The organism is Candidatus Endomicrobiellum agilis (assembly GCF_020328115.1).
In the GTDB taxonomy this organism is placed as follows: domain Bacteria; phylum Elusimicrobiota; class Endomicrobiia; order Endomicrobiales; family Endomicrobiaceae; genus Endomicrobiellum; species Endomicrobiellum agilis.
In genome coordinates, this window is the sequence record NZ_JAIXMW010000006.1 from 77467 (window position 1) to 102518 (window position 25052).

Annotated in this window: 23 protein-coding genes; 22 read left to right on the forward strand and 1 reads right to left on the reverse strand. The window is 35.1% G+C overall.

The features are described from left to right. Window positions 1–369: 369 nt before the first annotated feature. From LE179_RS04645 to LE179_RS04750, 22 genes are all read left to right on the forward strand, one after another. Entirely contained in the window at window positions 370–780 is a 411-nt protein-coding gene (locus LE179_RS04645; RefSeq protein WP_374129206.1) for a hypothetical protein, read from the forward strand. Window positions 781–823: 43 nt separating this feature from the next. Continuing rightward, the gene (gene eno / locus LE179_RS04650) at window positions 824–2128 is read left to right on the forward strand and encodes a phosphopyruvate hydratase (protein ID WP_374129207.1); all 1305 of its coding nucleotides are present in this window, start codon (window positions 824–826) and stop codon (window positions 2126–2128) included. A gap of 220 nt (window positions 2129–2348) precedes the next feature. Then, complete coding sequence (locus LE179_RS04655; protein WP_374129208.1) at window positions 2349–2564, forward strand: hypothetical protein; 216 nt, start codon at window positions 2349–2351, stop codon at window positions 2562–2564. A gap of 272 nt (window positions 2565–2836) precedes the next feature. Continuing rightward, window positions 2837–3121 carry a septum formation initiator family protein gene (locus LE179_RS04660; RefSeq protein ID WP_374129209.1) on the forward strand — a complete coding sequence of 95 codons (285 nt, stop codon included), beginning with the start codon at window positions 2837–2839 and terminating at the stop codon, window positions 3119–3121. Between the two features lie 336 nt (window positions 3122–3457). Next, the gene (locus tag LE179_RS04665; RefSeq protein WP_374129210.1) at window positions 3458–3598 is read left to right on the forward strand and encodes a hypothetical protein; all 141 of its coding nucleotides are present in this window, start codon (window positions 3458–3460) and stop codon (window positions 3596–3598) included. A 77-nt stretch (window positions 3599–3675) separates the two neighbouring features. Then, on the forward strand, window positions 3676–4548 hold the full coding sequence (locus LE179_RS04670; RefSeq protein WP_374129211.1) for a PHP domain-containing protein: 873 nt from the start codon (window positions 3676–3678) through the stop codon (window positions 4546–4548). Between the two features lie 353 nt (window positions 4549–4901). Beyond that, window positions 4902–6278 (forward strand): DUF2779 domain-containing protein, encoded by a 1377-nt coding sequence (locus tag LE179_RS04675; RefSeq protein WP_374129212.1) that lies wholly within the window; start codon window positions 4902–4904, stop codon window positions 6276–6278. A 483-nt stretch (window positions 6279–6761) separates the two neighbouring features. Next, the gene (recA, locus tag LE179_RS04680; protein WP_374129213.1) at window positions 6762–7841 is read left to right on the forward strand and encodes a recombinase RecA; all 1080 of its coding nucleotides are present in this window, start codon (window positions 6762–6764) and stop codon (window positions 7839–7841) included. Further along, on the forward strand, window positions 7838–9031 hold the full coding sequence (locus tag LE179_RS04685; RefSeq protein ID WP_374129214.1) for a glycosyltransferase family 9 protein: 1194 nt from the start codon (window positions 7838–7840) through the stop codon (window positions 9029–9031). Before recA ends, LE179_RS04685 begins: the two co-directional genes overlap by 4 nt. Before the next feature lie 29 nt (window positions 9032–9060). Next, window positions 9061–10230 (forward strand): methionine adenosyltransferase, encoded by a 1170-nt coding sequence (metK, locus tag LE179_RS04690; RefSeq protein ID WP_374129215.1) that lies wholly within the window; start codon window positions 9061–9063, stop codon window positions 10228–10230. 47 nt (window positions 10231–10277) lie between these two features. Continuing rightward, window positions 10278–11534: an adenosylhomocysteinase gene (ahcY, locus tag LE179_RS04695; RefSeq protein ID WP_374129280.1), complete on the forward strand. Its 1257-nt coding sequence runs from the start codon at window positions 10278–10280 to the stop codon at window positions 11532–11534. A 74-nt stretch (window positions 11535–11608) separates the two neighbouring features. After that, on the forward strand, window positions 11609–12685 hold the full coding sequence (locus tag LE179_RS04700) for a glycosyltransferase family 9 protein (RefSeq protein ID WP_374129216.1): 1077 nt from the start codon (window positions 11609–11611) through the stop codon (window positions 12683–12685). Beyond that, window positions 12648–13574: a glycosyltransferase family A protein gene (locus tag LE179_RS04705; protein ID WP_374129217.1), complete on the forward strand. Its 927-nt coding sequence runs from the start codon at window positions 12648–12650 to the stop codon at window positions 13572–13574. The genes LE179_RS04700 and LE179_RS04705 overlap by 38 nt, the downstream gene beginning before the upstream one ends. A gap of 63 nt (window positions 13575–13637) precedes the next feature. Continuing rightward, a complete protein-coding gene (locus tag LE179_RS04710; RefSeq protein WP_374129218.1) occupies window positions 13638–14792 on the forward strand; it encodes a hypothetical protein in 1155 nt (384 codons plus the stop codon). After that, a complete protein-coding gene (locus LE179_RS04715; protein WP_374129219.1) occupies window positions 14768–16576 on the forward strand; it encodes a hypothetical protein in 1809 nt (602 codons plus the stop codon). Before LE179_RS04710 ends, LE179_RS04715 begins: the two co-directional genes overlap by 25 nt. 117 nt (window positions 16577–16693) lie before the next feature. After that, on the forward strand, window positions 16694–17392 hold the full coding sequence (locus LE179_RS04720) for a YggS family pyridoxal phosphate-dependent enzyme (RefSeq protein ID WP_374129220.1): 699 nt from the start codon (window positions 16694–16696) through the stop codon (window positions 17390–17392). Beyond that, a complete protein-coding gene (gene proC, locus LE179_RS04725; RefSeq protein ID WP_374129221.1) occupies window positions 17379–18191 on the forward strand; it encodes a pyrroline-5-carboxylate reductase in 813 nt (270 codons plus the stop codon). The genes LE179_RS04720 and proC overlap by 14 nt, the downstream gene beginning before the upstream one ends. Window positions 18192–18224: 33 nt before the next feature. Continuing rightward, window positions 18225–18488 carry a DUF167 domain-containing protein gene (locus tag LE179_RS04730; protein WP_374129222.1) on the forward strand — a complete coding sequence of 88 codons (264 nt, stop codon included), beginning with the start codon at window positions 18225–18227 and terminating at the stop codon, window positions 18486–18488. Between the two features lie 59 nt (window positions 18489–18547). Beyond that, a complete protein-coding gene (gene ileS, locus LE179_RS04735; protein WP_374129223.1) occupies window positions 18548–21334 on the forward strand; it encodes an isoleucine--tRNA ligase in 2787 nt (928 codons plus the stop codon). Then, complete coding sequence (gene lspA / locus LE179_RS04740) at window positions 21335–21814, forward strand: signal peptidase II (protein ID WP_374129224.1); 480 nt, start codon at window positions 21335–21337, stop codon at window positions 21812–21814. It abuts the gene before it with no gap. Between the two features lie 2 nt (window positions 21815–21816). Beyond that, a complete protein-coding gene (lgt, locus tag LE179_RS04745) occupies window positions 21817–22572 on the forward strand; it encodes a prolipoprotein diacylglyceryl transferase (RefSeq protein WP_374129225.1) in 756 nt (251 codons plus the stop codon). Further along, a complete protein-coding gene (locus tag LE179_RS04750) occupies window positions 22557–23447 on the forward strand; it encodes an RluA family pseudouridine synthase (RefSeq protein WP_374129226.1) in 891 nt (296 codons plus the stop codon). Before lgt ends, LE179_RS04750 begins: the two co-directional genes overlap by 16 nt. A 939-nt stretch (window positions 23448–24386) precedes the next feature. Here LE179_RS04750 and LE179_RS04755 read toward each other — a convergent pair. Further along, complete coding sequence (locus tag LE179_RS04755) at window positions 24387–24587, reverse strand: hypothetical protein (RefSeq protein ID WP_374129227.1); 201 nt, start codon at window positions 24585–24587, stop codon at window positions 24387–24389. Window positions 24588–25052: the final 465 nt, after the last annotated feature.

Sequence of the window (25052 nt, forward strand, 5' to 3'; positions counted from 1 at the left end):
GAATATATGTAGGATTTTCAGGAGTTTTATTGAATTTTAAACTATGGCAGCTCGTCTCCTGTTTGCAATTAATTGTCTATTTTTGACATTTTATTTTCCTCATTTATTTTTATTTGGCTTGTATTCATAAGATTGCCTTTGGCTGTTTTCTTTGCCGCTCTCTTCAAAACGATCTTTAAATAAAAAGTCCCGGCTGTCATAAATATGCATAACGTACTTTCTGAAACCACCGCTCCCGTAATATGAATTTTGGTGGTAATTTCCCATAAATTTCTCTACATTTTATACTATAACTGTCGTATTATATATCATTTCATGCGGTGGTTTACTTGTTAAATATGATTTGTTATAATTTCTCAATACCTAATTATGATACGACTTCTTTTTATCTTAATAATATCCTTTTTGTTTTTAATGTCATGCTCGTCGGTTTTATTGGATTATTCGGGACGTGTGTTAGGTTTTTCTATTGAAAAATTTAAAGATGAGAAAACCGGAAGAATTGATAAAATTTTTGCGATGTCAAAGAAAGAATGTTTTGATAAAAGCCTCGTCGCGATAGAGAATATTATGGCAAAAGTTGTACATAAGAGTTTTGAAGACGGATATATAGTGGCTTTCAATTTTTCAAAGAGTTTTGATTGTTGTTTAGATTCGACCGAAGTAGGCATTTTCATAGCGGATGTAGAAGATGGCAATATAAAAGTTGAAGTAATTTCTAACAACAGTTTGCTGTCTAAGAGGTTTTCTGTTAAATTTTTTGAAATGCTTATAAATTGACGGTATAAGTCGCTGCAAATCTTAAATTAGAGGGGTATTAAGTATGGCAAAAGTTGTAAAAATCACAGGCAGGGAAATTATTGATTCGCGTGGGAATCCTACGGTTGAGGTTGACGTTAAGCTTGAAGACGGCACATTGGGAAGAGCAGCTGTTCCGTCAGGAGCTTCAACAGGTTCAAGGGAAGCTTTAGAACTCAGAGATGGTGACAAAAGGAGATTTGGCGGTAAAGGTGTGTTGAAAGCGGTTTCAAATATTAACAATATAATTGCTCCTAAACTCACAGGTTTTGAAATAACGAAGCAGCAAGACATCGACGATGTAATGATGAAACTTGACGGCACAGATTTTAAAAGTAATCTTGGCGCCAATGCAATTTTGGGAGTATCGCTTGCTTGTGCCAAAGCCGGTTCAAATTCAAATAAACTTCCCGTATACGAGTATGTGAGAGAAATTTACAATATTAAAAGCGACAAATATATTTTACCTGTGCCGCTTATGAATATTATCAACGGCGGAGAACATGCCGACAATAATGTTGATTTACAGGAATTTATGATTGCGCCCGTAAGCGCTCCAAATTTCCGTGAGGCTTTAAGGATGGGCTGCGAAGTTTTTCACAGTTTAAGAAAAGTTTTAAACGAAAAAGGTTATGCGACTGGAGTCGGCGATGAAGGTGGATTTGCTCCGAATTTAAAGTCCAATGCGCAGGCTTTAGAAGTAATATGCGAAGCCGTTAAAGCAGCCGGTTACGAAATTGGTAAAGATATCGTTTTTGCTTTAGATGTTGCGGCGAGCGAACTCTATGAAAACAACAAATATACTCTTGAAGGCGAAGTAAAAGATAAAGTAAAAACGTCAAAAGATATGATTTCTTTTTATGCAGGTCTTTTGGAAAAATATCCTGTAATATCCATAGAAGATGGATTAAGTGAGTCCGATTGGGACGGTTGGAAAGTTTTAACGGAAGAACTGAAATCGAAGCTTCAGCTTGTTGGCGACGACCTTTTTGTTACAAATACGAAAATATTTAAAGATGGCATTGATAAAGGCATTGCAAATTCAATTCTTATAAAGGTTAATCAGATAGGTTCTCTTTCTGAAACGGTTGCTGCTGTTCAGATGGCGTATAAAGCTGGCTATACGGCGATTATGTCGCACCGTTCAGGCGAAACTGAAGATAACATTATTGCGGATTTAGCTGTTGCTCTTAATACGGGGCAGATTAAAACGGGGTCCGCATCAAGAACTGACAGAATGTGTAAGTATAATCAGCTTTTAAGAATTGAAGAAGAGCTGGGATCCAAAGCAACTTATTTAGGCAAATCTGCGTTTTCAAGCATAAAGTGATGCGGCTGGCTTTCCCCATCTTCCCTTTTCTTTTTGAAAAGGGAAGATGGAACTGTTTTCTATTGAGTATTTTTCTCTACACTTGGCAGGTAAGACGCGTATAAAAAGATGGGAAAGTATCCATATTAAAGAGTTTGGTTAAAGCGATTAGGAGAAGGTGTCATTCGTGAATATGTTGTGAAAACACTCGAGAGATATATTAAAGGAGAAAAAAATATTAATGTCAGTCTGTGAAGTGGCGTCAGAAGAAACTATGGCAAAATTAGAACGTCTTAACGACGAAATAATTTCGTACGTGCTAAATATATTCTATGTCCTTAATAAATACGAGGGTGGATTGTCCGTTATGACGTTTGAGGAACAGTCTAACTGGTTGGAAGTAGCGCGGAAAGCTTCAGAAATATACAGTAATATGAATGCTGCGTGGAAAAGATGAAAAAGATTATAGTGTTGTTTCTGTGTTGCCTGTCGGGGTGTGGTATCCGTCCAGTCGAGACCAAAATAATAGAAAAAGAAATAGAACCTTGGTGTTTTGACAATGTGTGAGCCAAAGTTTGTTGTTGCCTTTGCATGTCATTGAAAAGAAGTTTGTGCTTTTTCAGAATTCTGAAGAAAGAGCAAATCTTTCAGGAATTTTGTTCTTTCAAGGAAAGTAAACTGTTCTGTTTAAAGATTGTAGAAGTAACAGATAAAAGAAGATTCCTGAAAATGAGAAGATTTAAAGTTCGTTATATTATTTTTATCATTGCTATACCTGCTTTATTGGTTTTAACTTTCAACGAGGGCAGTAGAACTCTTGTAAGACGTTTTTTTGAACAAAATAAATTAAAGAAAGATATAGAGAATGCACGAGCTGAAAACGATCTGTTGAAAAATAGGATATATTATCTTGAAAATGAACCGTCTTATCTTGAAAGAATGGTGCGCAGCGAGTTAAAGGTTGTGTCGACAGGGGAGATAGAGTATAGATTCTCATTTAAAAATCAGGAATAATAATAAGTAGTAGCAGGCAATACTTTATGATGTAAGAACTTAATCTTTATGCTTTTTTAACTTACAAAGAAAACCAACTTCCATATCTAAGAGATAAAAACCAAAAAAATAGCTGGCAGATGAATTTTTCAGTCTGCAGGATTTTAGCGTTTTTTTGTTTAAATATGCGTACTGTTTTTAAAAGCTCTAAAAATATTTTAATGGCGAATTTTTATCGTAATTTTGTCAATAGAAAAAAACTTAATGATTTCTACAATATGCTTATTTTGTGGATACAGGTGCTTTAGCGCATAATCTCGACATAATTTTCCCTTTTAATAAAGATGTTGAGATAGTGTGCTTAATAAGAATTGGATTCTTTTAGAAAATTTAGTGTTGAAAGTGGAAGAAAAGTTCTTTTATTTTGAAAATCTCGATTCTTTTGTGGCGAATTCAATGTTCTCTGAAAAAATATATATAGCGGAAAGATTTAAATGACAAAATATATTCAGAGACGCAATGTTTTCAAAAAGCGAAAGAATTGATGTTATGGCTTTACTGTTGGAGACTGTATAATGAATGATGGAAATGTCAGTGATTTATATGTTGATATGCATGTTCACACGAATTGTTCTGACGGCGCATTTACCCCCAAAGAAGCAATCGAATATGCTTCTAAAATGAAACTTGCCGCAATAGGTATAACAGATCATGATTCTGTAGACGGCATTGATGAGGCTTTAAAAGCTGCATCAAAGACTGGACTTGAAGTTATTCCCGGAATCGAATTATCATCTGAAATTATATCGAATTCGCAAAAGAATGAAATGCATATTTTAGGGTATTATATAGATTATAAATCTGAGGAATTGAAAGAGACTTTAACTATTTTTAAAAAAGCAAGGTATGAAAGAGCTGAGAAAATGCTTTGGAACCTTAAAAATAACGGTGCTGAGTTGAAAGATGACAGTTTTGTAAAAAAAGCCGGGAATAAGGCTATAGGAAGACTGCATTTTGCTAAAGCATTGGTCGAAGAAAAACTTGTGGGAAGTATTGAAGAAGCGTTTCGGAGATATTTGGCAAACGATAAACCGGCCTATGCTTCTAAACATTATGTCTCGGCGCACGATGCAATAAAACTTATTTTAAATGCCGGCGGAGTGCCTGTTGTCGCGCATCCTTATTATATTAATTATAATGATGAAAATATATTTAAACTCCTTATCAAAAGCGGACTTATGGGCATTGAAGCTTGGCATATAAAGCATTCGGAAAATATGGTGAAAAAGTTTTTAAGTCTTGCTGAAAAGTTTAATCTTGTTGCAACAGGAGGGTCGGACTGCCATGGTCCTTATAAAGAAAAACCTCCGACTATGGGCAGAATGAGAATACCTTATTCAGTTGTGGAAAAGCTTAGAAAGATTAAAGAAAAGATGTTTAAGACTTAGCGGTAATGTATGAAAGATGTTTGTTATTCCAAAGCATCTCAGTCTTGTCGTTTTTTATAACAAGGAAATCTATCTTATGATTAGTGTCAGCTTTTAACGTTGTTAAATAGATATTCCGTAGTTATGGAAATATAATTTAACGCAATCTTCGGTCGCGGGAGTATCCGCTTTAAAATAAATGATAGATTGTTGAGAGAAACTTTTGAGATAGCGGGCGCGGTGAAACTTGGAAATCTCTTCTCTTGCGTGTGCAATAATGATGCACATCGAGTGTCTGAGCTATGGATATAAATAAAACTATTTTTGTCAATTATTTGAGATGCCCTACTTTAGGCTGGATGACCAAGAGAGGTATGGTTCAAAGGCTTAGCGGTTTAAATAATGAGCTTCTGAGGCTTGAACTGAGGAATATTCATAAAGTTTCACAACATCTTTTTTCGGATATGGTAAACGCCAAAAAATCAAGAACTGATGATTCAATATTATATGCCAAAGAATTAGTTTTAAATCCCGATGTTAAAGCAATTTGCGGAGCTTCTTTTGCTGCCGGTGGTTATTCAATAAGGGTCGATATATTACGAAAACTTGCGGATAATTCGTGGCATTTATTTGAGGTTAAAGCGGGCGGCAAATATAAGATTAGACACATTCACGATGTGGCTTTTAACGCAATGGTTTTGGCTAAATTAGGACTTAGCGTAAGTAAGACCAGTCTTCTTTATTTATCAAATGATTATCGTCTTGGAATGGATGCATCACAGCTTTTCAAGGAATTAGACTGTACTGAAAAAGTTGGAATGAAAGTTCAGGAATTTTTAAATCTTTCAGATGAGATTCTTAAAGATGTTGAATCTGAAAATATGCCGAAACCTTATTTAAAAAAAAGCTGTAAAAACTGTCCGATATTTGACATATGTATTAATAACAAGGATGTGAAAAACCATATATTTGATTTGCCAAGGCTTTCTGCTCTTGCAATAGAGGAATTAATATCGTTGGGTGCGGATACAATTGATAAAATTCCGGACAATTTTGAGCTTACGGAGATGCAGCGGATAGTTAAAAATTGTGTTTTAACAAATATAAACTATGTTTCTGAAAATTTAAAGACCGAACTTGAGAATATAAAACGTCCTTTTTATTATCTTGATTTTGAGTCGGTGACGATGATAATGCCGTTATATCAGGATATTGCTCCGCATACGCAGCTTTTGACGCAATTTTCAATAGATAAAACTGATGATGCGGGAAACATATTAAATCATTATGAGTATATTGCGGATCATACAAAAGACTGCCGTCGTGAAATTGCAGAAAAACTTATTAAGTATCTCGGAGTAAAAGGTAGTATTATAACCTATGCAAATTTTGAACGTATTGCCATATCTAAACTTGCAGGACTTTTTCCTGACTTATGTGAAAAACTTATTAAGATAGTCGGAAGAATTGTCGATTTGGAACTAGTCGTCAGAAAGAATTATTACAATATAAATTTTCACGGTCGTTCGTCTATTAAAAAGATTCTTCCGGTATTAATTCCTACAATGAGTTATGCAGATTTAGAAATAGGAGACGGCGGCGCCGCCGCCGCTGCTTTTGCTTTTATGGCAATGAAACTTTATGACGATAAAAAAATTGAAGAAACAAAAAAGAACTTACTTAAATATTGCGCCCAAGATACTTTAGCAATGGTAAAAATCCATCAATTCTTAAAATCTCTTGTCTCTTAAGCTTAAGTTTGGAAAAGAAAATACAATAGAATATGCTTTTGTTGTTCTGAAAGACGAGATAGTTTTACTACAAAATCTTGAAAAATCCAAAAATATCAGGGTATTTTAAAGTTTGGTTTTTTGTAAAATAACGCATACATGCGAAATGACAAAACCTGTTAAATATTATATCATACAATTTTACCTATAAATTATGCTTTATTAATAGAATGTTTAAACGCACAGTCGGCATAGTTATTTTGTCCATCGGCGCCGAGAGTTTTGATAATGCGGCAAAAAAATATGGTAGCCTAGACTGAAGTAAAAAACATATATTAGTGGATACAGAAAATGCGTTTATGAATGTTGAATCAGGCAAAATTGTAAAAGTATTAATATGATTCTTTTCCTTATCGCTTTTAGACAGGAAATTGGCATAGAGGGGGGGGATTTATTGTTGATAATAACTTATGAGCGGAAATAGAAATATAGTCGGGGGAAGTTATGGCAAAAGACGAAAAGCTTAAGGCGTTGGATTTAGCTCTTTTACAGATTGAAAAAGATTTTGGGAAAGAAGCGATTATGAGACTTGGCGAGAAGCATTTGAAAGAAAAAGTTGATTCAATACCAACAGGCGCTCTTCCTCTTGATATAGCTATCGGCGTGGGAGGAATCCCGCGCGGAAGGATAATTGAGATTTATGGTCCAGAGTCGTCAGGAAAAACAACGCTTGCTTTGTGTATGGTTGCTGAGGCGCAAAAGCTTGGCGGTATTGCGGCATATATTGACGCAGAACACGCCATGGATCCTGAGTATGCGCAAAAACTTGGCGTGGATATAGACAATCTTTTAATATCGCAGCCGGATTCAGGTGAGCAAGGGCTTGAAATTGCGGATAAGCTTATACGTTCCGGAGCGGTTGATATTATAGTTGTCGACTCTGTAGCGGCTCTTGTTCCTAAAGCTGAAATTGAAGGCGAGATGGGGGATTCTTTTGTGGGTCTTCAGGCAAGACTTATGAGTCAGGCGCTTAGAAAACTTACTTCAAATATTTCTAAATCGAAAACTTCAATAATATTTATAAACCAGTTGAGACAAAAAATAGGAGTGATGTGGGGAAACCCTGAAACAACTCCCGGAGGGCTTGCGCTCAAATTTTATTCTTCAGTAAGACTGGATATAAGAAGAATCGAATCAATTAAAAAAGGTGAAGAAATTTTAGGCAACAGAGTAAGAGTCAAAGTTGTAAAAAATAAAGTTGCGGCGCCTTTTAAGCAGGCTGAATTTGAAATAATATTTGGACAGGGCGTTGATAAGCTTGGCTATTTGATAGATATGGGCGTAAATGACGGAATAATTGAGAAAGCGGGGGCATTTTTCAGCTATAAAGGTGAGAGACTCGGACAAGGAAGAGATAATGTAAAAACATTTTTGTCCGAAAATTCCGCAGTTGCCGAAGAAATAGAGGCTGAAATAAGGAAAAGAGTTTTTGGGGAAAACGAAAAAAAAATAGATGTCAAGAAAGAAGAACCTCCTAAAGGAAAACCGTTTAAGTCTGCTAAAAAAAGTGAGAGGAGTCTATGATTTTGTTTTGCCCTGAAGCGCATAAAATAGCATTGGAAGAAGCCGATGCAGAGCTGACTTCATTGAGCATGAAAATAAAGAGGCAAAATCAAAAAATCAAAAAAAGAAAAATAATTAAAGATTTCCTTAAAAGTTTTCCTCATTCTTTCTATCTAATGTCGGGAAAAAACGAGGATAAAAGAATTTATATCGCTGTAGTTCTTGCAGGTGGTATCGGCGATATTATAAGACAAAAAAGTGCGGTGTTAAAACTTATTGATATATTTCCATCGGTGATAATTGATATTTATAATATAAAATCTAAACCATTTTTAGCGGATGTAAAAAATATAAGATTTTTCTTTTATGATTATTCTATAGAGCTTACGCGTAAGAAATATGATATTATCGTAGATTATTTGAGTTTAAACAAAGTGACGTCGGGTATAGCTGATTTAAAGATAAATAATTTAAAAAACGATATTTTGAAGAAGTTTGCGACCGATTTTGAGGAGATAAAGAAGGAATATCCATACTGTTTTGGTCCTGAAAACCAGTATCTTTTTCAGAAAGAAGCTGTTAAAAACGGTTTAAATATTAATTCTGTTATGAAGCTGACTGCCGGTATTAAGGACGTTAAAGAAAATGATTTGGTGTTAAATTATAAATATCAGGATATTGCGAAATTTGGGTTGAGTAAAAGGGATAAATATATAACTTTTCAGCATGGTTGGGGAAATAGAGGTTATGTCCCGAGGATAAATAGATGGCACACAAAAATATGGGAAACTAAAAGCTGGAAAAGATTGTTGGAAAACATAAAGAGAAAATTAAAATATTTTAAGGTAGTTCAGGTCGGTATAAGCAGCGATTGTTTTGAAGAGACAGATATAGATTTGAACGGAAAAACTTCTTTTGACGAGCTTTGCTCGGTTATTAAGTATTCGTCGCTCCATATTGATACCGACGGCGGTTGTGTACATATCGCTAGAGCTTTGAATGTGAAATCCGTTGTTCTTTTCGGTCCCTCTAATGCTAAATATGTCGGTTATGAAAATAATATAAATATTACATCGGGATTATGTTCAGATTGTTTTACGGTAATTAAAGACTGGGACCTAAAATGCATTAGAGGTTTTGATAAGGCTGTATGCATGGATTCCATTTCGCCGGACTTTGTTGCAAAAGTAATTTGTAACCAGCTGGCTTAACTTATACTGCTTATTAAGAGGTGATTTTTATGTCAAATAAACAGGGTTATTTTTTTACGTCTGAATCTGTCACCGAAGGTCACCCCGATAAAGTGTGTGATATAATTTCAGACAGTATTTTGGATGCTATTTTAAAACAAGATTCAAAGGCGAGAGTTGCGTGCGAGACTTTTATTTCTAAAGGGTTGCTTATTATAGGCGGAGAAATTACTACAAGTGCAAGGGTTAATATCAGAGATATTATAAAGAAAGCTTTAAAAGAAATAGGTTATGATAAGATATCCTTTGGATTTGACTACAATATATGCGCGATTATAGACGCTGTAAATGCGCAGTCTCCAGATGTTGCTATGGGCGTTGATATCGGCGGAGCCGGCGATCAAGGATTGATGATAGGGTTTGCATGCAAAGAAACCCCCGAACTTATGCCTTTGCCTATAATGTTAGCGCATAAGCTCGCGGTGAGACTTGCTGAAGTAAGAAAAAAAGGCATTTTACCGTATTTGGGACCCGACGGCAAGACACAAGTAACTGTTGAATATGTGGATTGGAAACCGAAAAGAATAGATGCGGTTGTTTTGTCGACACAGCATACTGAAGCAATTCTGGATATGGCAGGAAATAGCATAACAAAAAAATCAAAAAAGGAAATCGAAAAAGAGGTTATTAAATACGCTCTTGGAGAATTGATTGATGAGGACACAAGGGTATATATAAATCCTACGGGAAAGTTTTTATTTGGTGGACCTGCGGCGGATACCGGTCTTACCGGAAGAAAAATAATAGTTGACACTTATGGTGGGATAACCGCGCACGGCGGTGGAGCATTTTCAGGTAAAGATTCTACAAAAGTTGACAGGAGCGCCTGTTATATGGCAAGGCATATTGCAAAAAATATAGTTGCGGCCGATTTTGCCGATAAATGTACGGTACAGCTTGCTTATGCAATTGGGGTGGCAGATCCTGTTTCGGTAATGATTGACACGCATCATTCTGGTAAAATTTCAGATTCGATGTTAGAATCTGCAGTGAGAAAAATATTTCCACTTACTCCTAAAGGTATTACGGATTACTTACAGCTTCGCAGACCTATTTTTGCCCAAACTGCCGCTTATGGACATTTTGGTAGAAATGGAAAAGATTTTACATGGGAAAAACTCAATAAAGTTGGTGAACTGAAACGAGAATGTGGAGACTAAAATGTTCGCTGTGGAAGTATATCGTCAATTTTTTAATGTGGAATAAAATGAAATACGATATAAAAGATATTAAACTTGCCGAGAAAGGCAGCAAAAGAATTTTATGGGCTGAAAAAGAAATGTCTGTATTAAAGCAGATAAGGGAAAGATTCTTAAAGGAAAAACCCTTAAAAGGAAAGAAAATTTCGTCTTGTTTGCATATTACTGCAGAAACGGCAAATCTGGCTATTGCACTAAAAGGCGGCGGGGCAGAAATATATTTATGTGCATCAAACCCTTTGTCAACTCAAGATGATGTTGCCGCTTCTTTGGTAGAACGTTACAATATTCCTGTTTTTGCGATTAAGGGTGAAGATAACGAGACTTATTATAAACATATAAATGCAGTTTTGGATATAAAACCTCAAATAACTATGGATGACGGTGCCGATTTAATTACGACAATTCTTTTGGGGAGAAGGGATTTATTAAGAGATATTATAGGTGGGACAGAAGAGACTACAACAGGTGTTGTAAGACTTAGGGCTATGGCAAAATGTAAAGCTCTCGCATATCCGGTTATTGCTGTTAACGATGCGTTGACAAAGCATTTCTTTGACAACAGATACGGTACGGGACAGTCGTCGGTAGATGGTATAATAAGAGCTACAAATATTTTGTTTGCCGGTAAGGTTGTTGTCACCGCGGGTTATGGATGGTGCGGCAGAGGTTTTGCCATGAGAGCAAAAGGTCTTGGTGCGCATGTCATAGTAACTGAGATTGACCATCTTAAAGCGATTGAAGCGACTATGGACGGATTTGAAGTTATGCCGATGAAAGAAGCCGCAAAAAAGGGCGATATTTTTATTACTCTCACAGGCAGTTTAAACGTAATTGACGGCGATCATTTCTCTTTAATGAAAGATGGCGCAATTGTCTGTAATTCCGGGCATTTTAACAGTGAAATAAATTTAAAGACGTTGAGGGATATGTCCGAATTCGTAAAAAACGTAAGAGATTTCGTTGATGAGTACACTTTGAAAAACGATAAAACTATATACGTACTTGGCGAGGGGAGATTGATAAACCTTGCAGCTGCTGAAGGACATCCCGCAAGTGTCATGGATATGTCTTTTGCAAATCAGGCGCTTTCTGTGCAATATTTGGTTGAAAACTGTGTAAGTCTTGAAAACATTGTATATGTGGTTCCTGAAAAACTCGACAACGAAATAGCAAGACTCAAGCTGAATTCTATGGGTATTAAAATAGACGCTCTCACAGAAGAACAGGAAGAGTATTTAAATTCATGGCAGTCAGGGACATAAGGCAGATAGATTATTTTTATAGCGCGGAAAGGATTGTGCAAATTTCTTGATGAGTAATATTGGAAAGCGAGAGAATGCAGAGCGGGTTAAAAGCAAGAATAAGATCTTTAAGAGAATTGTTGGCAAAAAAGTTTTTTGATAAGAAAAGTAAATCTGGCAAGGTTTTAGATGCGAGTAGAGCCAAGTCTGTTTTGTTTTTTAGAAATGACAACAAGATGGGCGATACTGTGGTTTCGACCTTATTTTTTAGGGAAATAAAAAAGAAATATCCCAGTATTAAGGTTATAGTTCTCTGTGGTAGAAGTAACAGAGAAATAATAAGATACAATAGTAATGTTGATCAGATATATGAAACCGGGAAAAGTTTTTTTAGAGATATTTTGGTTTTTAGAGAATTGCAGAGGCAAAATATAAGTCTTGCTGTTGATTTTTATCCATTCAGACCTCGCCTTAAACACATGTTGATGTTGCGTATTATCGCTCCAGAATTTCTCATAGGATTTTACAAGAGTTCATATAATATTTACGATTTTTCAATAGATGTGAGTTTTTTTAGGCTACATATTTCAAAATGGTATGAGCATCTTTTAAAAGTCCTGAAAATTGAAAATCCTGATTTAAAGTACGATATAACTTTTACTTATAAAGAAGAGAGCGAAGCTCTTAAATTAATCAAGAAATGTAATGCGAAATATAGGATAGTTTTAAATCCTTTTGCCGCAAGCAAACATAGAAGTTTTAGTTATTTGAAACTTAAAGAACTAATTGACATTATAGAGAATGAAATTGACTGTTGTGTATTTGTGTTATGCCAGCAAAAAAATAAAAAGAAAATAATATCTTTGGAGAGTGACAGGACTTTCGTGTCTAGCTTCGAATCGATACTGAAAAGTGCCGCCTTAATAAAATGCGCGGATGTGGTGATTACTCCCGATACGTCTATAGTTCATATTGCGACAGCTTTTAATAAGAAGACAGTCGCTTTGTATTTAAATTATTCAAATACTTATGAGAGAGTTGATATAATTTGGGCTCCTAACAATCCAAACGCTGTTCAGATTTTTGTTGATACGAAAAACAACAGCTTAGAAAATGATATAAAAAATATATCCAATGACAACGTTTTGGAAGCTTTACGAAAACTTTTATAAGGGTTTTGAAATGAAGCTGATGATTGCAATACCTGTTTACAACAGAAAACAATATCTTGAGATTACCGCAAAATCTTTATATGAGTGTTCAAATGTTAATAAAAGTATAATAAAGGTTTTTAACGATTGCAGCACTGAATTTGATAGTGATTATTTAAGACAGTTATTTAATAAATTTAATGCATGGATTGTGGACGGGGAAAATAACTTAAAAGCTGATAGGCATACTTATAAAATTATACTTGATTTTTTAAATACAGAAAACGATGTTTTATTTATTTGTGATTCTGATTTATTGTTAAGACCTGACGCAATAGACTATATTTTAAATAACTTTGATAGAACTGACGGCTTTTTGGGACTATATAATTCGGAACTTCACAGGGACATATATTTTGACGGGGAATTTGTGTATAAAGAGAACGTTGGTTTTGCTGGAATTTGTGTCTCAAAAGATCTTCTTCAAAAATTTGTTTTAAAACAAGAAGGAAATTCGGGCTGTATGGATTTTATATTATCTGATTTTTTAATTGACAACGGCATAAGGCTTATGGTTCCAAAAAATTGTTATGTTCAACATATAGGTTTTTACGGACAGAACTGCAGCTCGTCTTCGGTTGAGTTTTCTACAAATTTTATGCCGTTATCCGAGTTCAATAAGGAAATAGTGAACAAAATGCTCCCTATGGCTTTAAAGATACAAGCAAATGTGATAAAGTACCTATTGTTTGAAGATAAGTACAGAAAGCATGGTTTTATGCTTCATCAGACTCGTAGTTATTTTGCAAGAAATAGAAAGATAAAAGCATTAAAAAAATATTATGCGCAAAAATATCCTATCAGAGTTGTTGATGGGAAAAATGTGGAAAATTTAAAGATGAGAAAATAAAGAGTTTCTTTATTTAAACTAGTTTTTTTGATTTTTAATATATATTAAAACGTACTTTAATTTATGAGAAAAATATTATGTGTTTTATTATTTTCAGTTTTTTGCAGCGCGATTATTGCCGTCGTAGTTTTTGCTGAACAGTCGACAGGTTACCAAGATCTGGATCAGAGTGATTTTTTTATGCGTCATAGAGGACTTTTCGTAGATGGTGCCATTTTTCCGTTTGATGGAAAGGTTTTATCTAGAGGCAGCAAAGGCGACTATGATGAAATTTCATACGATTATTTTCAAGAATTTAATCATGGGATGGGAGGCAATTTTGCGTCTTTGTTTGACAAAGTTCAACTCATAGAGCCGTTGCATGAACAAAATACTTTTTCAATATACGGCGAAGATGCAGTTTTTAAGGTAAAGTATAACGGTCAATCAGAACTTCCTCAACTTATTTTAACATCCCCAGATGGTTCGACAAAGACTCATACGATGAATAAAAGCAATGTAGAAGATAATATCTGTATATGCAGTTTGCGTTTAAAGAAAGGGAGCTACAATTATAAATATATAACCACAGATAAACTCTGTGAAATATCAGGGTGTTGGCATGTTACTACAAGACCTTATAATTTCGTTAGAAAATCTCCGAGTCTGCTTAATGATGTTTCGCCTGATAATGTTTGCTTTTCATGGAGTGTAAAGAGCGATGAAGAGAATGATTTGCTATCTTATAAATTATATCTTGGGTTTGAGCAATCAGAATCAAAGTTACCTGAAGTTGACAGTGGACCTGGTGTTAATTCGCTGTCGTTTACCATTTCAAATCTCGACCATAGAAAACGATATTATTGGTATATGATAGTAAAAAATAAGTTTGGTGCTTCTCTTAAAACTGAGGTTTATTCTTTTATAACAGGAGGCCTGCCAAAAAGATTTTATAATGCTCCAAATCCTTTTAATCCAACAAGAGTCGCTCAAACTGCTTTTGTTTTTCCTATGTATCAAAATGGAACAGCACAGATAACGATTTATTCTGAGTACGGCGATAAAATATGGGAATCGTCGACTATATCCTTTCCGGGAAATGCTCCGCAAATTATAATGTATGACGGAAAGGACGACGCCGGCAGGATGCTTTACAGCGGCACTTATCTAGCGGTTTTAACTAAAAGGTATTTAAATAAAACGGAAACAGAAAAATGCAGAATCTTAATAGTAAAATAATAGCAGTTGTTTTGTCGTTAACGCTTATTATTGTAAATACGCGAATCTCTTACTCTGAATTTGGAAGAAGGAGACATTTTTTATCGCATGGCTCGAGTGTAACTTCTTTCGGCACTGGCGAAAGCGTATTTTCAGCTTATGACGATCCTGCAAGTTTACAGTACAACCCGTCGCTTATGGTGTTTTTCCCCGGGAATGCTGTAAGTTTTTCAAGATTTAATTTGTTTGAAGGAAGTTCCCATAATTCAATATCAGCAGTGTTTGGAGCGGAAAAGAAAGCGTTTATTGGGATTTCCGCTTCTAATTTGTCGAGCGGAAATGTAGAGCTGAGAAAAGATATATTCAGCAATCCTGAAAAAGTCAATTCTGTAAATACTTGGGATTTTGTTGTCGCTGCCTCCTGTTTTATAAATTTTTTAAATGTAGCTTGCGGATTTAGTGCTAAATGTTTACCTCGTGATTTAAATTTTAAAAATGGTACATATGCAATTGACGGCGGACTTTCAAAAATTATTGATTTCGGCAATGTCTTGAAAGTAAAGCTGGGAATATCGGCGCAGAATTTTACTGTAAGTCGACTGAACAATGGCGACGGTAGAGAAGATGGAATACCGATAATTTATAGATTAAGTTTTGCTTTTATTTTTCCAGTGTGCAACAGATTTAAATCAAAAGATACGATAAATATTTATGCCGATTTAAAACGTGAAGATGGTTATACGAATTTTTGCGGGGGTTTAGCTTACATAATTGCAGACAAATACACTTTGTGTGCCGGATATTATCCTGAGCATTTTACTTTTGGCATAGGGATAAGTTTTTATTCGTTTATATTGAATTATGCTGCCGATTTTGGAAATATGGGTTTAATAAACCGTTTTGGACTTACTTATAAATGGAATTTTAAAAAATCTGATGAATTTTCGGACGAACTTTCAAAAGAAGCGTATGCTGCTTTAAACAAAAGGGAAATGAATTTTAAAAATGCCGAAAAAAAATTTGTAGAAGCAAAACGTTTATATGATAATAAAGAATATTTAAGAGCTACGGATATGCTTTCCGCTATAGTTATGTCTTGTCCGGATTATGAATTGCCTCGGGATCTTTATGAAAAAATCGCTAAGATGATGAAAGAAACGGCATATAGTAACAATGAGTCGGATTTTGGGAAATTAACTTATGCGAAAGCATATGTCGCTTACTACGACGCCAATTACAAAGAGGCGCTAAACGAATGGAAAAAGAATATTGGTTTTGTTGGCGGGACCGAAGAAGTAAAAGATTACAGCAAGAAAATAGATACGATTCTTAAGCTTGAAAAATTGGAAGAGAGAGAGAAAAAACTCGATATGCAGGCGAGAGAAATGCTAAAAAGGGGAATTGAAAAATATAATTTGAGGAAATGGTTACAGTGTGTAAAGGAAATGGAAGAGCTTGAAAAATTTGTAAGCAGTAATAATTTTTCAAAAACTCTGGAATACTGTAACAAAGCAAGAGAATATATTGGTAAATCCGTAGCTGAGCTTTCAAAGTCATTGTCGGTAAAGAATAAAACGACTAGCCAGTCTGAAGGACAGCAGGAAGAAAAAGTTGAATACGACGAAGCGTCGGCCGATAAAAAATATGCTGAAGGACTAGTCTTGTACGCACAGGGTAAATATTATGAAGCTGAACGTGCATGGGAACTTACCTTAAGGTTTAATCCGCGTCACCACAAAGCAAATATCGCTCTCCGCAAACTCAAGAATTCTATGACTAACAGTAGTATTACCGCAACAGATTAAACTCAATTCTTGGCAATTACATAAATATTGAAAAGCAACTCATTTTAAAGTTCTTAAAATAGCAAAGAATATGCTATAATTATAACGATATTATTAAAGAATACTAAAGAAATATAAATGAACAATATCCGTGCAAACATAGAATTCATTAAAAATGCCATAGATTCAGTCAAAAATGCCTCTACTGATGTTGTTGAACTTGTAGCAGTGACAAAAACTTTTCCTTATTGGGATGTTTTAGAAGCTTTGAAACACGAGATAGAACATATCGGAGAAAGTAAAATACAGGAAGCGTTGCTCAAATTTGGGCGACTTGGCTCCTCTCTTGACGGTATTACAAAGCATTTTGTCGGACATTTACAATCAAACAAGGCAAAAAAAGCTGTAGAAAATTTTGATTTGATACACTCTTTAGACAGTATAGACCTTGCTGTTGCTATAGGTCGCCATGCGGCGGGTATGGGCAAGTTGCAGAATTGTCTTGTCGAAGTAAAAGTTTCGCACGAAGTTACTAAAACTGGCGTCAGTCCTGATGATTTAGAAGATTTTTATAAACAGTGTCTGTCAATTCCGAACATTTTAATAAAAGGGTTAATGGTTATAGCGCCTTATAGCGATAATCCCGAAGATTCGAGACCTTATTTTAAACAAACGTATAAATTATTTGAAAACATAAAAAGATCTTTTGGCAGTTCCGAATTTAATATTTTATCTATGGGAATGTCAGACGATTATAAAATTGCCGTTGAAGAAGGCGCTACTATGGTGAGGGTAGGTTCGGCAATATTTGGGAAAAGAAATTATGGAAATAAGTAAAAAGCTTTTTTTTATCGGTTCCGGAAATATGGCACAGGCTATTATAGGCGGTCTTTTAGGTGCGAGACTTGTTAAGGCTGAAAATATTGTTTGCAATGACATAGTTAAAGAAAAAGTGTTAAATCTCCAAAGAAAATTCAGCGTATCAATCTCCGAAGACAAAGGTGAAGCTATAATAGGAGCCGATATAATTTTTCTTTCCGTTAAACCGCAGAATATGCTTAAAGTATTTGATGAGATAAGAAATTTTATAAAAAGGAAAGCGATTGTTATTTCAATTGCTGCTGGAATAACGACGAGGTTTATTGAAGACAATATTCAAAAAAACGTTGCGGTTATCAGAGCAATGCCTAATACTCCAGCTCTTGTGCTTTCAGGTGCTACGGCTTTGTGCAAAGGGAGATTCGTTTCAGACGAGCAACTTCAAAGGGCGAAATGTTTATTTTCAGCTATAGGAAAAGCTGAGATTCTTGACGAGAAAAATTTTAATGTTATTACGGCGTTGTCTGGCTCGGGACCTGCGTACATATTTTATTTCTGCGAACTTATGCAAAAAGCCGCTGAGAAACTTGGACTTAACAAAGATATTGCAAAAAAGTTTGCGGTTCAAACTGTTTATGGCTCGGGCAAAATGCTTGACGTGACAGAGGAATTTGCCGGAACATTAAAAGAAAAAGTGAAATCTTTAAACGGTACAACTGAAGCGGCGTTGAATTATTTCGAGTCTAGAAATCTTTTAGATATTGTTTATAAAGCTATGGAACAAGCTATGGAAACATCTAAAAAACTTAGTAAGTGAATTTCAACCTATTTGTGAGATGGGGGAATTATAATGATTATTAAAGTTAGAGTGATACCCAATGCGAAGAGAAATGAGGTCGTGAGCAGGGTTGGATCTATTTTAAGAGTAAAGATTACGATGCCTGCGGTTGAGGGCAAAGCGAATGAAGAGCTTTGCGATTTTTTGTCAGAATTTTTTGACGTGAAAAGATCGATGATTTTCTTGAGAAAAGGCGAAAGAGGCAGAGAAAAAACTATTGAAATATTGGGACGTCTAGAAGAAGAGCTTAACGAGGTTTTGGATACAATACCGTAAATCTATATAAAATAAAGTGTCAATGTAACAAGTTAAAGAGTTTGTTGGGATAAGTGAAAATGAATGAAGAAAAAAATTATTCAAAGACGCTAAATCTTCCTAGAACAGATTTTCAGATGAAAGCGAATCTTGCGCGGAAAGAGCCTGCTTTTATTGAGGAGTGGGATAAAGAGCATCTTTATATTAAAATCTGTGAAAAAAATAAAAACCGAGAAAAATTTATTTTTCATGACGGTCCTCCTTATGCAAATGCAAGTATACATATAGGAACTGGACTTAATAAGGTTTTAAAAGATTTCATTGTAAAGTATCGTTCTATGTCTGGAAATTATGTGCCTTTTACTCCCGGTTGGGACTGTCACGGTCTTCCTATTGAACAACTTGTTTTAAAGGAAATGAAAATCGACAAAAGTAAAGTTGATAGGCTCGTTTTCAGGAAGCAAGCTGCCGATTTTGCAAGAAAGTTTATTGAAATACAGAAAAGTGAATTTAAAAGGCTTGGTGTTATAGCAGATTGGGATCATCCTTATTTGACTCTAGATCCTAAATACGAAATGTCTATAATAAAAGTTTTCGGCGACTTGGTAAAAAAAGGATTTATATATAGAAGAAAAAAGCCTGTTTACTGGTGTCCTACTTGCGAGACGGCTATGGCGGATGCCGAAGTTGAATATGCGGATATTAATTCGGATTCTATTTTTGTAAAGTTTCGGATAATATCGCTTCCTGAAGCGTTTAAGACCAAAGAAACTGTATTAGAAGGTTTTTCCGTGCTAATATGGACAACAACTCCGTGGACGCTTCCTGCAAATGTCGCATTGGCTTTTAATAAGGACTATGAATATGTCGCTGCGGTTTATAAGTTTGAAGATCTAAGAGAGGAAAAGCTTATAGTCGCGAAAGATTTGGCTGAAAGCGTTAAAGATAAAATAAAAGCCGTAAATTTTGAGATTGTTTTTAAAGCTAAAGGTGTTGATTTTGTAAATGTGAAGTGCCAAAGTCCGTTGATTGCAGACAGATGGTCACAGTGTATTGTGGCTGAATTTGTGAGTGTAGAAGATGGAACCGGCATAGTGCATATAGCACCGGGACATGGACCGGAAGACTATCAAGCAGGATTGGAATACGGTCTCGAAATTATATCTCCTGTCGACGATAAAGGGTTGTACACAAAAGAAGTTCCAGAATTTGAGAGTATTCACGTTTATAGAGCAAATCCTTTGATAATAGAAAAGCTTGAGAAAGAAGGAAAAATTCTGGCGAAATTAAGATTATCTCATTCGTATCCACACTGCTGGAGATGTAAGAATCCAATAATTTTTAGAGCTACGCCACAGTGGTTTTTGTCGGTGGAGCATAATGATTTGAGAAAGAGATTATTGGAGTCTGTGAAAAACGTCCAGTGGATTCCAAAATATGGCAAAAATAGAATAACGGCAATGCTTGAAGGACGTCCGGACTGGTGTTTAAGTCGCCAGCGTTTGTGGGGAGTTCCTATACCTGTGTTTTACTGTAGAGAATGCGGCGAACCGCTGCTTGATTCTGAAGTTATAGACAGGATATCGGCATTGTTTGGAGAGAAAGGATCTAATTCGTGGTTTGAAATGAGTGCAGAAGAACTTTTGAAAGGAACCGTTGCAAAATGCTCTTCGTGCAATTGTTCAAATTTTAAAAAAGAAAAAGACATATTGGACGTATGGTTTGATTCTGGTGTTTCTTATGAAGCCGTTTTGTCAAGTGGAAACTATAGAGATTTGGAATATCCCGCGGATTTATATGTTGAAGGAAGTGACCAGCATCGCGGATGGTTTCAAACTTCTATGATCCCGTCTGTGGCAATAAAAGGAAAATCGCCCTATAAAAGTGTTTTGACGCACGGTTTTGTTGTCGACGGACAAGGAAAAAAAATGTCAAAGTCAATAGGCAATATTGTGTCAAGCGAACAGTTAATAAATAAATATGGAGCCGATGTCGTCCGTCTTTGGGTAGCTTCAAGCGATTACAAAGAGGACATAAGAATATCTGATGAGATTATAAAAGGTTTAAGCGATACTTATAGAAAAATAAGAAATACAATAAGATTTTTATTGGGAAATCTCGCCGATTTTGATTTAGCGATACAGGCTTTGCCTTTTGAATATATGCAGGAGACTGATAAATATGCGTTGAACAGGCTTCAGCAGCTTATATCGTGTACTGTATCCTCTTATAAAAATTACGAGTTCCATAGAGTCGCGACAGCGATAAATAACTTTTGCATAGTATTTTTAAGCGGTTTTTACCTTGATGCTTTAAAGGATGTTCTCTACTGCGATAAAAAAGACAGTAGGGAAAGGAAGAGTGCCCAGTCTGCAATGCTCGAAATCTGTTCCGTTATAATAAGGCTTGTGTCGCCGATACTTTCGTTTACCGCTGAAGAAGCTTGGAAAGAAATGAGAAAATTAGTGCATGATCTGCCGCAATCGGTTTTTCTTGCGGATTTTCCAGCGGCAAACGGTAAATGTATTCTTAATGTCGAAACACTTGAAAAATGGGAAAAGATATTTTACGTAAGAAAAGAAGCGTTAGCTTCTTATGAAAAATTAAGGCGGAACAAAGTTATAGGTTCAAATCTTGAGGCTTCGTTAAATATAACGTACGGACAAAAATATAATGAAGTTTTTAAAGATGTGAAACTTATGAATCTGACGCTGGGTAGTTGGGATATAAAGTGTAACTTTTCGGATAAAGATGATTTGCTAATAGAAGCTGCAAAATCAGAGTACGGAAAATGTGCAAGATGCTGGAGACATATCGATGGTATAAAAGACGGATTATGCCCGAGATGCAGAGAGGTTGTCGAATAGATGAAAAGACCGCTGCTGGTAGGTATTATTGCACTTATTTTAGATCAGCTTACAAAGACTTTAGTGGATAAATTTATAGACTATGCTTCTTCAGTCAATGTTATTTCGTTTCTTGATTTTTTCAATATTGTAAACATTCGTAACACAGGAGCGTCTTTCAGCATGTTTCAAGGCAGGAATTCATTATTTGCGCTTATAGTGTTTTTGTTTTTGCTTGCTGTATCGATATGGCTTTATAAAAACTGGAATAAAATTCGCAAAGTTCAGAGATATGCTTTTTGTCTTGTTATTTCGGGAGGGCTTGGGAATCTTATAGATAGATTGTTGCGTAGTGCTGTTGTTGATTTTCTTGATTTTGGGATTAATTCTTTAAGATGGCCTGCATTTAATGTCGCCGATTCCTGTATTTTTATAGCAGCAGTTATTATTTTTGTTGATATTTTGATGTTTTCTAAGCGGCAAAAGGAAGAAAAGGTATAAATATGCACCCAATTCTTTTTAGATTTGGAAGTTTTACAATCTATACTTATGGTCTTTTTATGGCTGCGGCTTTTGTCGCGGCTATTTTTTATCTTTCGTATTTGATAAAAAAATCAAAAGAGAAAATTATTTCGCAAAATGACTTATATTCTCTTTTTATATATATGATGATTTTTGGCATAATGGGAGCGAGACTTCTTTTTGTTCTTATAAATTTAAACGAATTTATTTTATACCCGCTAGATATTCTTAAAGTATGGCAAGGAGGGCTTGTTTATTACGGAGGTTTTATTGCCATAATAATCTATCTCTATATATATGCGAAAAGAAAAAATGTGATTTTACTTAATTTAAGCGATTTTTTTGCTCCGGCTTTAGCTTTAGGACATGCCATAGGGAGAATCGGTTGTTTTTTTGCCGGTTGTTGTTACGGAAAAGAGAGCAACCTTCCATGGGCGGTAGTATTTACTAACGAATATTCTTTGGCTGTTATAGGAAAATCTCTGCATCCGACTCAGCTCTACGAAGCTTTTATAAATTTTTTATTATTTGTATTTTTGCATTTTTATTCTAAAAAAGAGCATAAACTTGGCATGTCTTTTGCGATTTACATTATGAGTTATGCTGTTTTAAGGTTTGCCATTGAGTTTTTCCGTGATGATTACAGGGGAATGCAGTATTTTGGTTTTTCTATATCGCAAATAATATCTGTTTTTCTGTTTATGATAGGGATTTTTGTAATATGCAGGAAAAAATAATATATGAAAAATTCGAAATGGAAAGAATGGATTCTTATTTGGCTTCGATACATAAGGATTATTCCCGTTCTTATTTTCAAAAACTTGTGTGTAGAAAAAAAGTTTTTGTAAACGGTAAGTCTGTTCCTGTAAGTTGTAAATTAAGACATGGCGATGTTATAACGGTTGAATTTGAAAAAGAACAAAAGCTTCGTATAAAACCTGAAAAAATAAAACTTGAAATTGTATATGAAGATGATGATATTATTGTTGTAAATAAGCAGCCTGGTATTGTAGTTCACCCGTCTTATGGTCATGCGTCGGGAACTCTGCTCAATGCTTTAATGAGATATTTCGGTGGGAAATATGATCCTTATTTAGTGCACAGACTTGATAAAAGTACTTCGGGACTTATTATTTTTGCGAAGAATGAAAAAGCTAAAATAAGTATTTCAAAACAATTTCAAAAAAGAGCTGTAAATAAAATATATTACGCCGCGGTAAAAGGTATTATTTCTGAAAATAAAGGCAGAATAGAAGCGCCGCTGGGAAGATCTCCTCAAAACAGAAAACTTATGTCTGTGAATCCTCTTGCAAAAAAAATGGCTATTACGGAATTTAAGGTTCTTGCAAGAAAAGATGGCTACACTTTGTTGGAAGTAAAAATTATTACAGGTAGAACTCATCAGATAAGAAGCCACATGAAATATATAAATCATCCGCTTATAGGCGATCAGCAATATGGCGGACCAGAAGTAATCGGGGGAATGAAATATGAGAGGCAGATGTTGCATGCGCATAATATAACTTTTACGCACCCATCAACTTCAAGAACAGTTAGATTTACCGCTGAACTTCCAAACGATATGAAAGAAATATTTAAGACAGTAAAGTAGGAATTGCAAAATAAAACTGTATCTGTCTTTATATTTAATTTCTGTTTTTTATTCTTTAGTTTGCTTTGCAGTTATAATATTTTTTCAGAACAAATTGTGTCGTAGAATATACTTCTTGAAACCCAAAATAAATAATCCATTTCTTGTTTCAACATACTAAAATATTATTTGTTCTTAAATTTTCAAATGCATTTTCTGCGAGCGTTTAAGCGAGATATGTTTCTTCATCAACAATAAAGACGAAGCGATATCAAGCCGCTCCGTTCTCCTTTTTGCTGTCGCTAGGCATTTAAAAAGAGCCTATAGTTACCTGTAAACTCGACATATAAGATAGCTAAACAGCTTTAGGCGGTGTCCGCTTCACGGATTTATATCGGTTCAATATTTACTGTAGTTAAAAACGGTTGAAGTCGTTCCGCATGAGATTTTATGTTTCCAAGAGGAATAAAATTAGTAAGCAACGGAGACGCTCCTTACAAGTACTGAGGCAAAGACGAATAAGAACGTACATAGGAACTAATTCGTACCTGCTTATGATCCGTATCGTACGGTTTCATAGAGCGAACCCGCATTAACTCCTTTCAAATGTTTGACTTGAGTGGAATGATAATTCAAATTAAGTAGAAAACTCAAATATTTTGTAAAATAATTGTCCGCTCGAATTTTACCTTCAGTATGAGAAAGGCAGATTACTCTTTTCATATCTATATCCTCACCTCATATGTAAAAGATGGCAAAACTTTGCATATAACTAATTTTAATGCAATTATTAGCGAACATATCTATAACAAAGAGATTCATTCTAAGGGCTTGTAAAGTTGGAATGCCTGTCGATTTACGGATACAGTAAAACGCAATTATCCATTAATCTCGATCTCGTCAGTTAATCTTATCGGTTAAAAAAAGGAGCGTCTGTGAAACCGCTCCTTTTTTGGTGTGTCAGTAAGCAAATATAGCGGTATTTTTAATTCTCTTTAGCCATAGCAACATTAACTTATAAGAAGACATCACAGGAACGGAGCAGTTTTGATAATGAGCTTCTCCACTTTCATTTAGAGTCTTTACTTCCTTTGCTGTTGCTTGCACTTTTTTCCCTTTTGAGTTAGCGTCATCAGCTTTAGCTTTGAAGTTTTGAAACAACGCTTAATTCCTTGCGCGTATACAAGACAAGCAATGGCGGTAGCAGCAGTAATATAGGCAATAATATTAGCATCAATACAGAGAGATATGTGTCACTTATATTCAGCGTAGTAAATACTAATAACAAGTAACACAAGGGGAAGGAGGAACATTATCAGGCGTTCTTGGATTGTTTTCATTTGATGGAGGTGTGGGTGTTGGTGTTTTTGAAGGCTTAAGCGAAGGTGAAAGGATTGGAGGCAACTTACTTTTATCATCTTCTAGCAGAATTCATATGTTTTCCAATATCAGCAGACTTCATACTGTAGCCGGCGATTAAAGTTACGACCAAGCGCAGAGATACTATCTTTTTCATTTTTATATTTATATGGACGGAAAGAGATGAATAAGAATTTTATTATTAATAAAATATTATCATTTGTAAAGTACATAATCAAAAGAAGAGCTACTGTAATCTATCGGCTA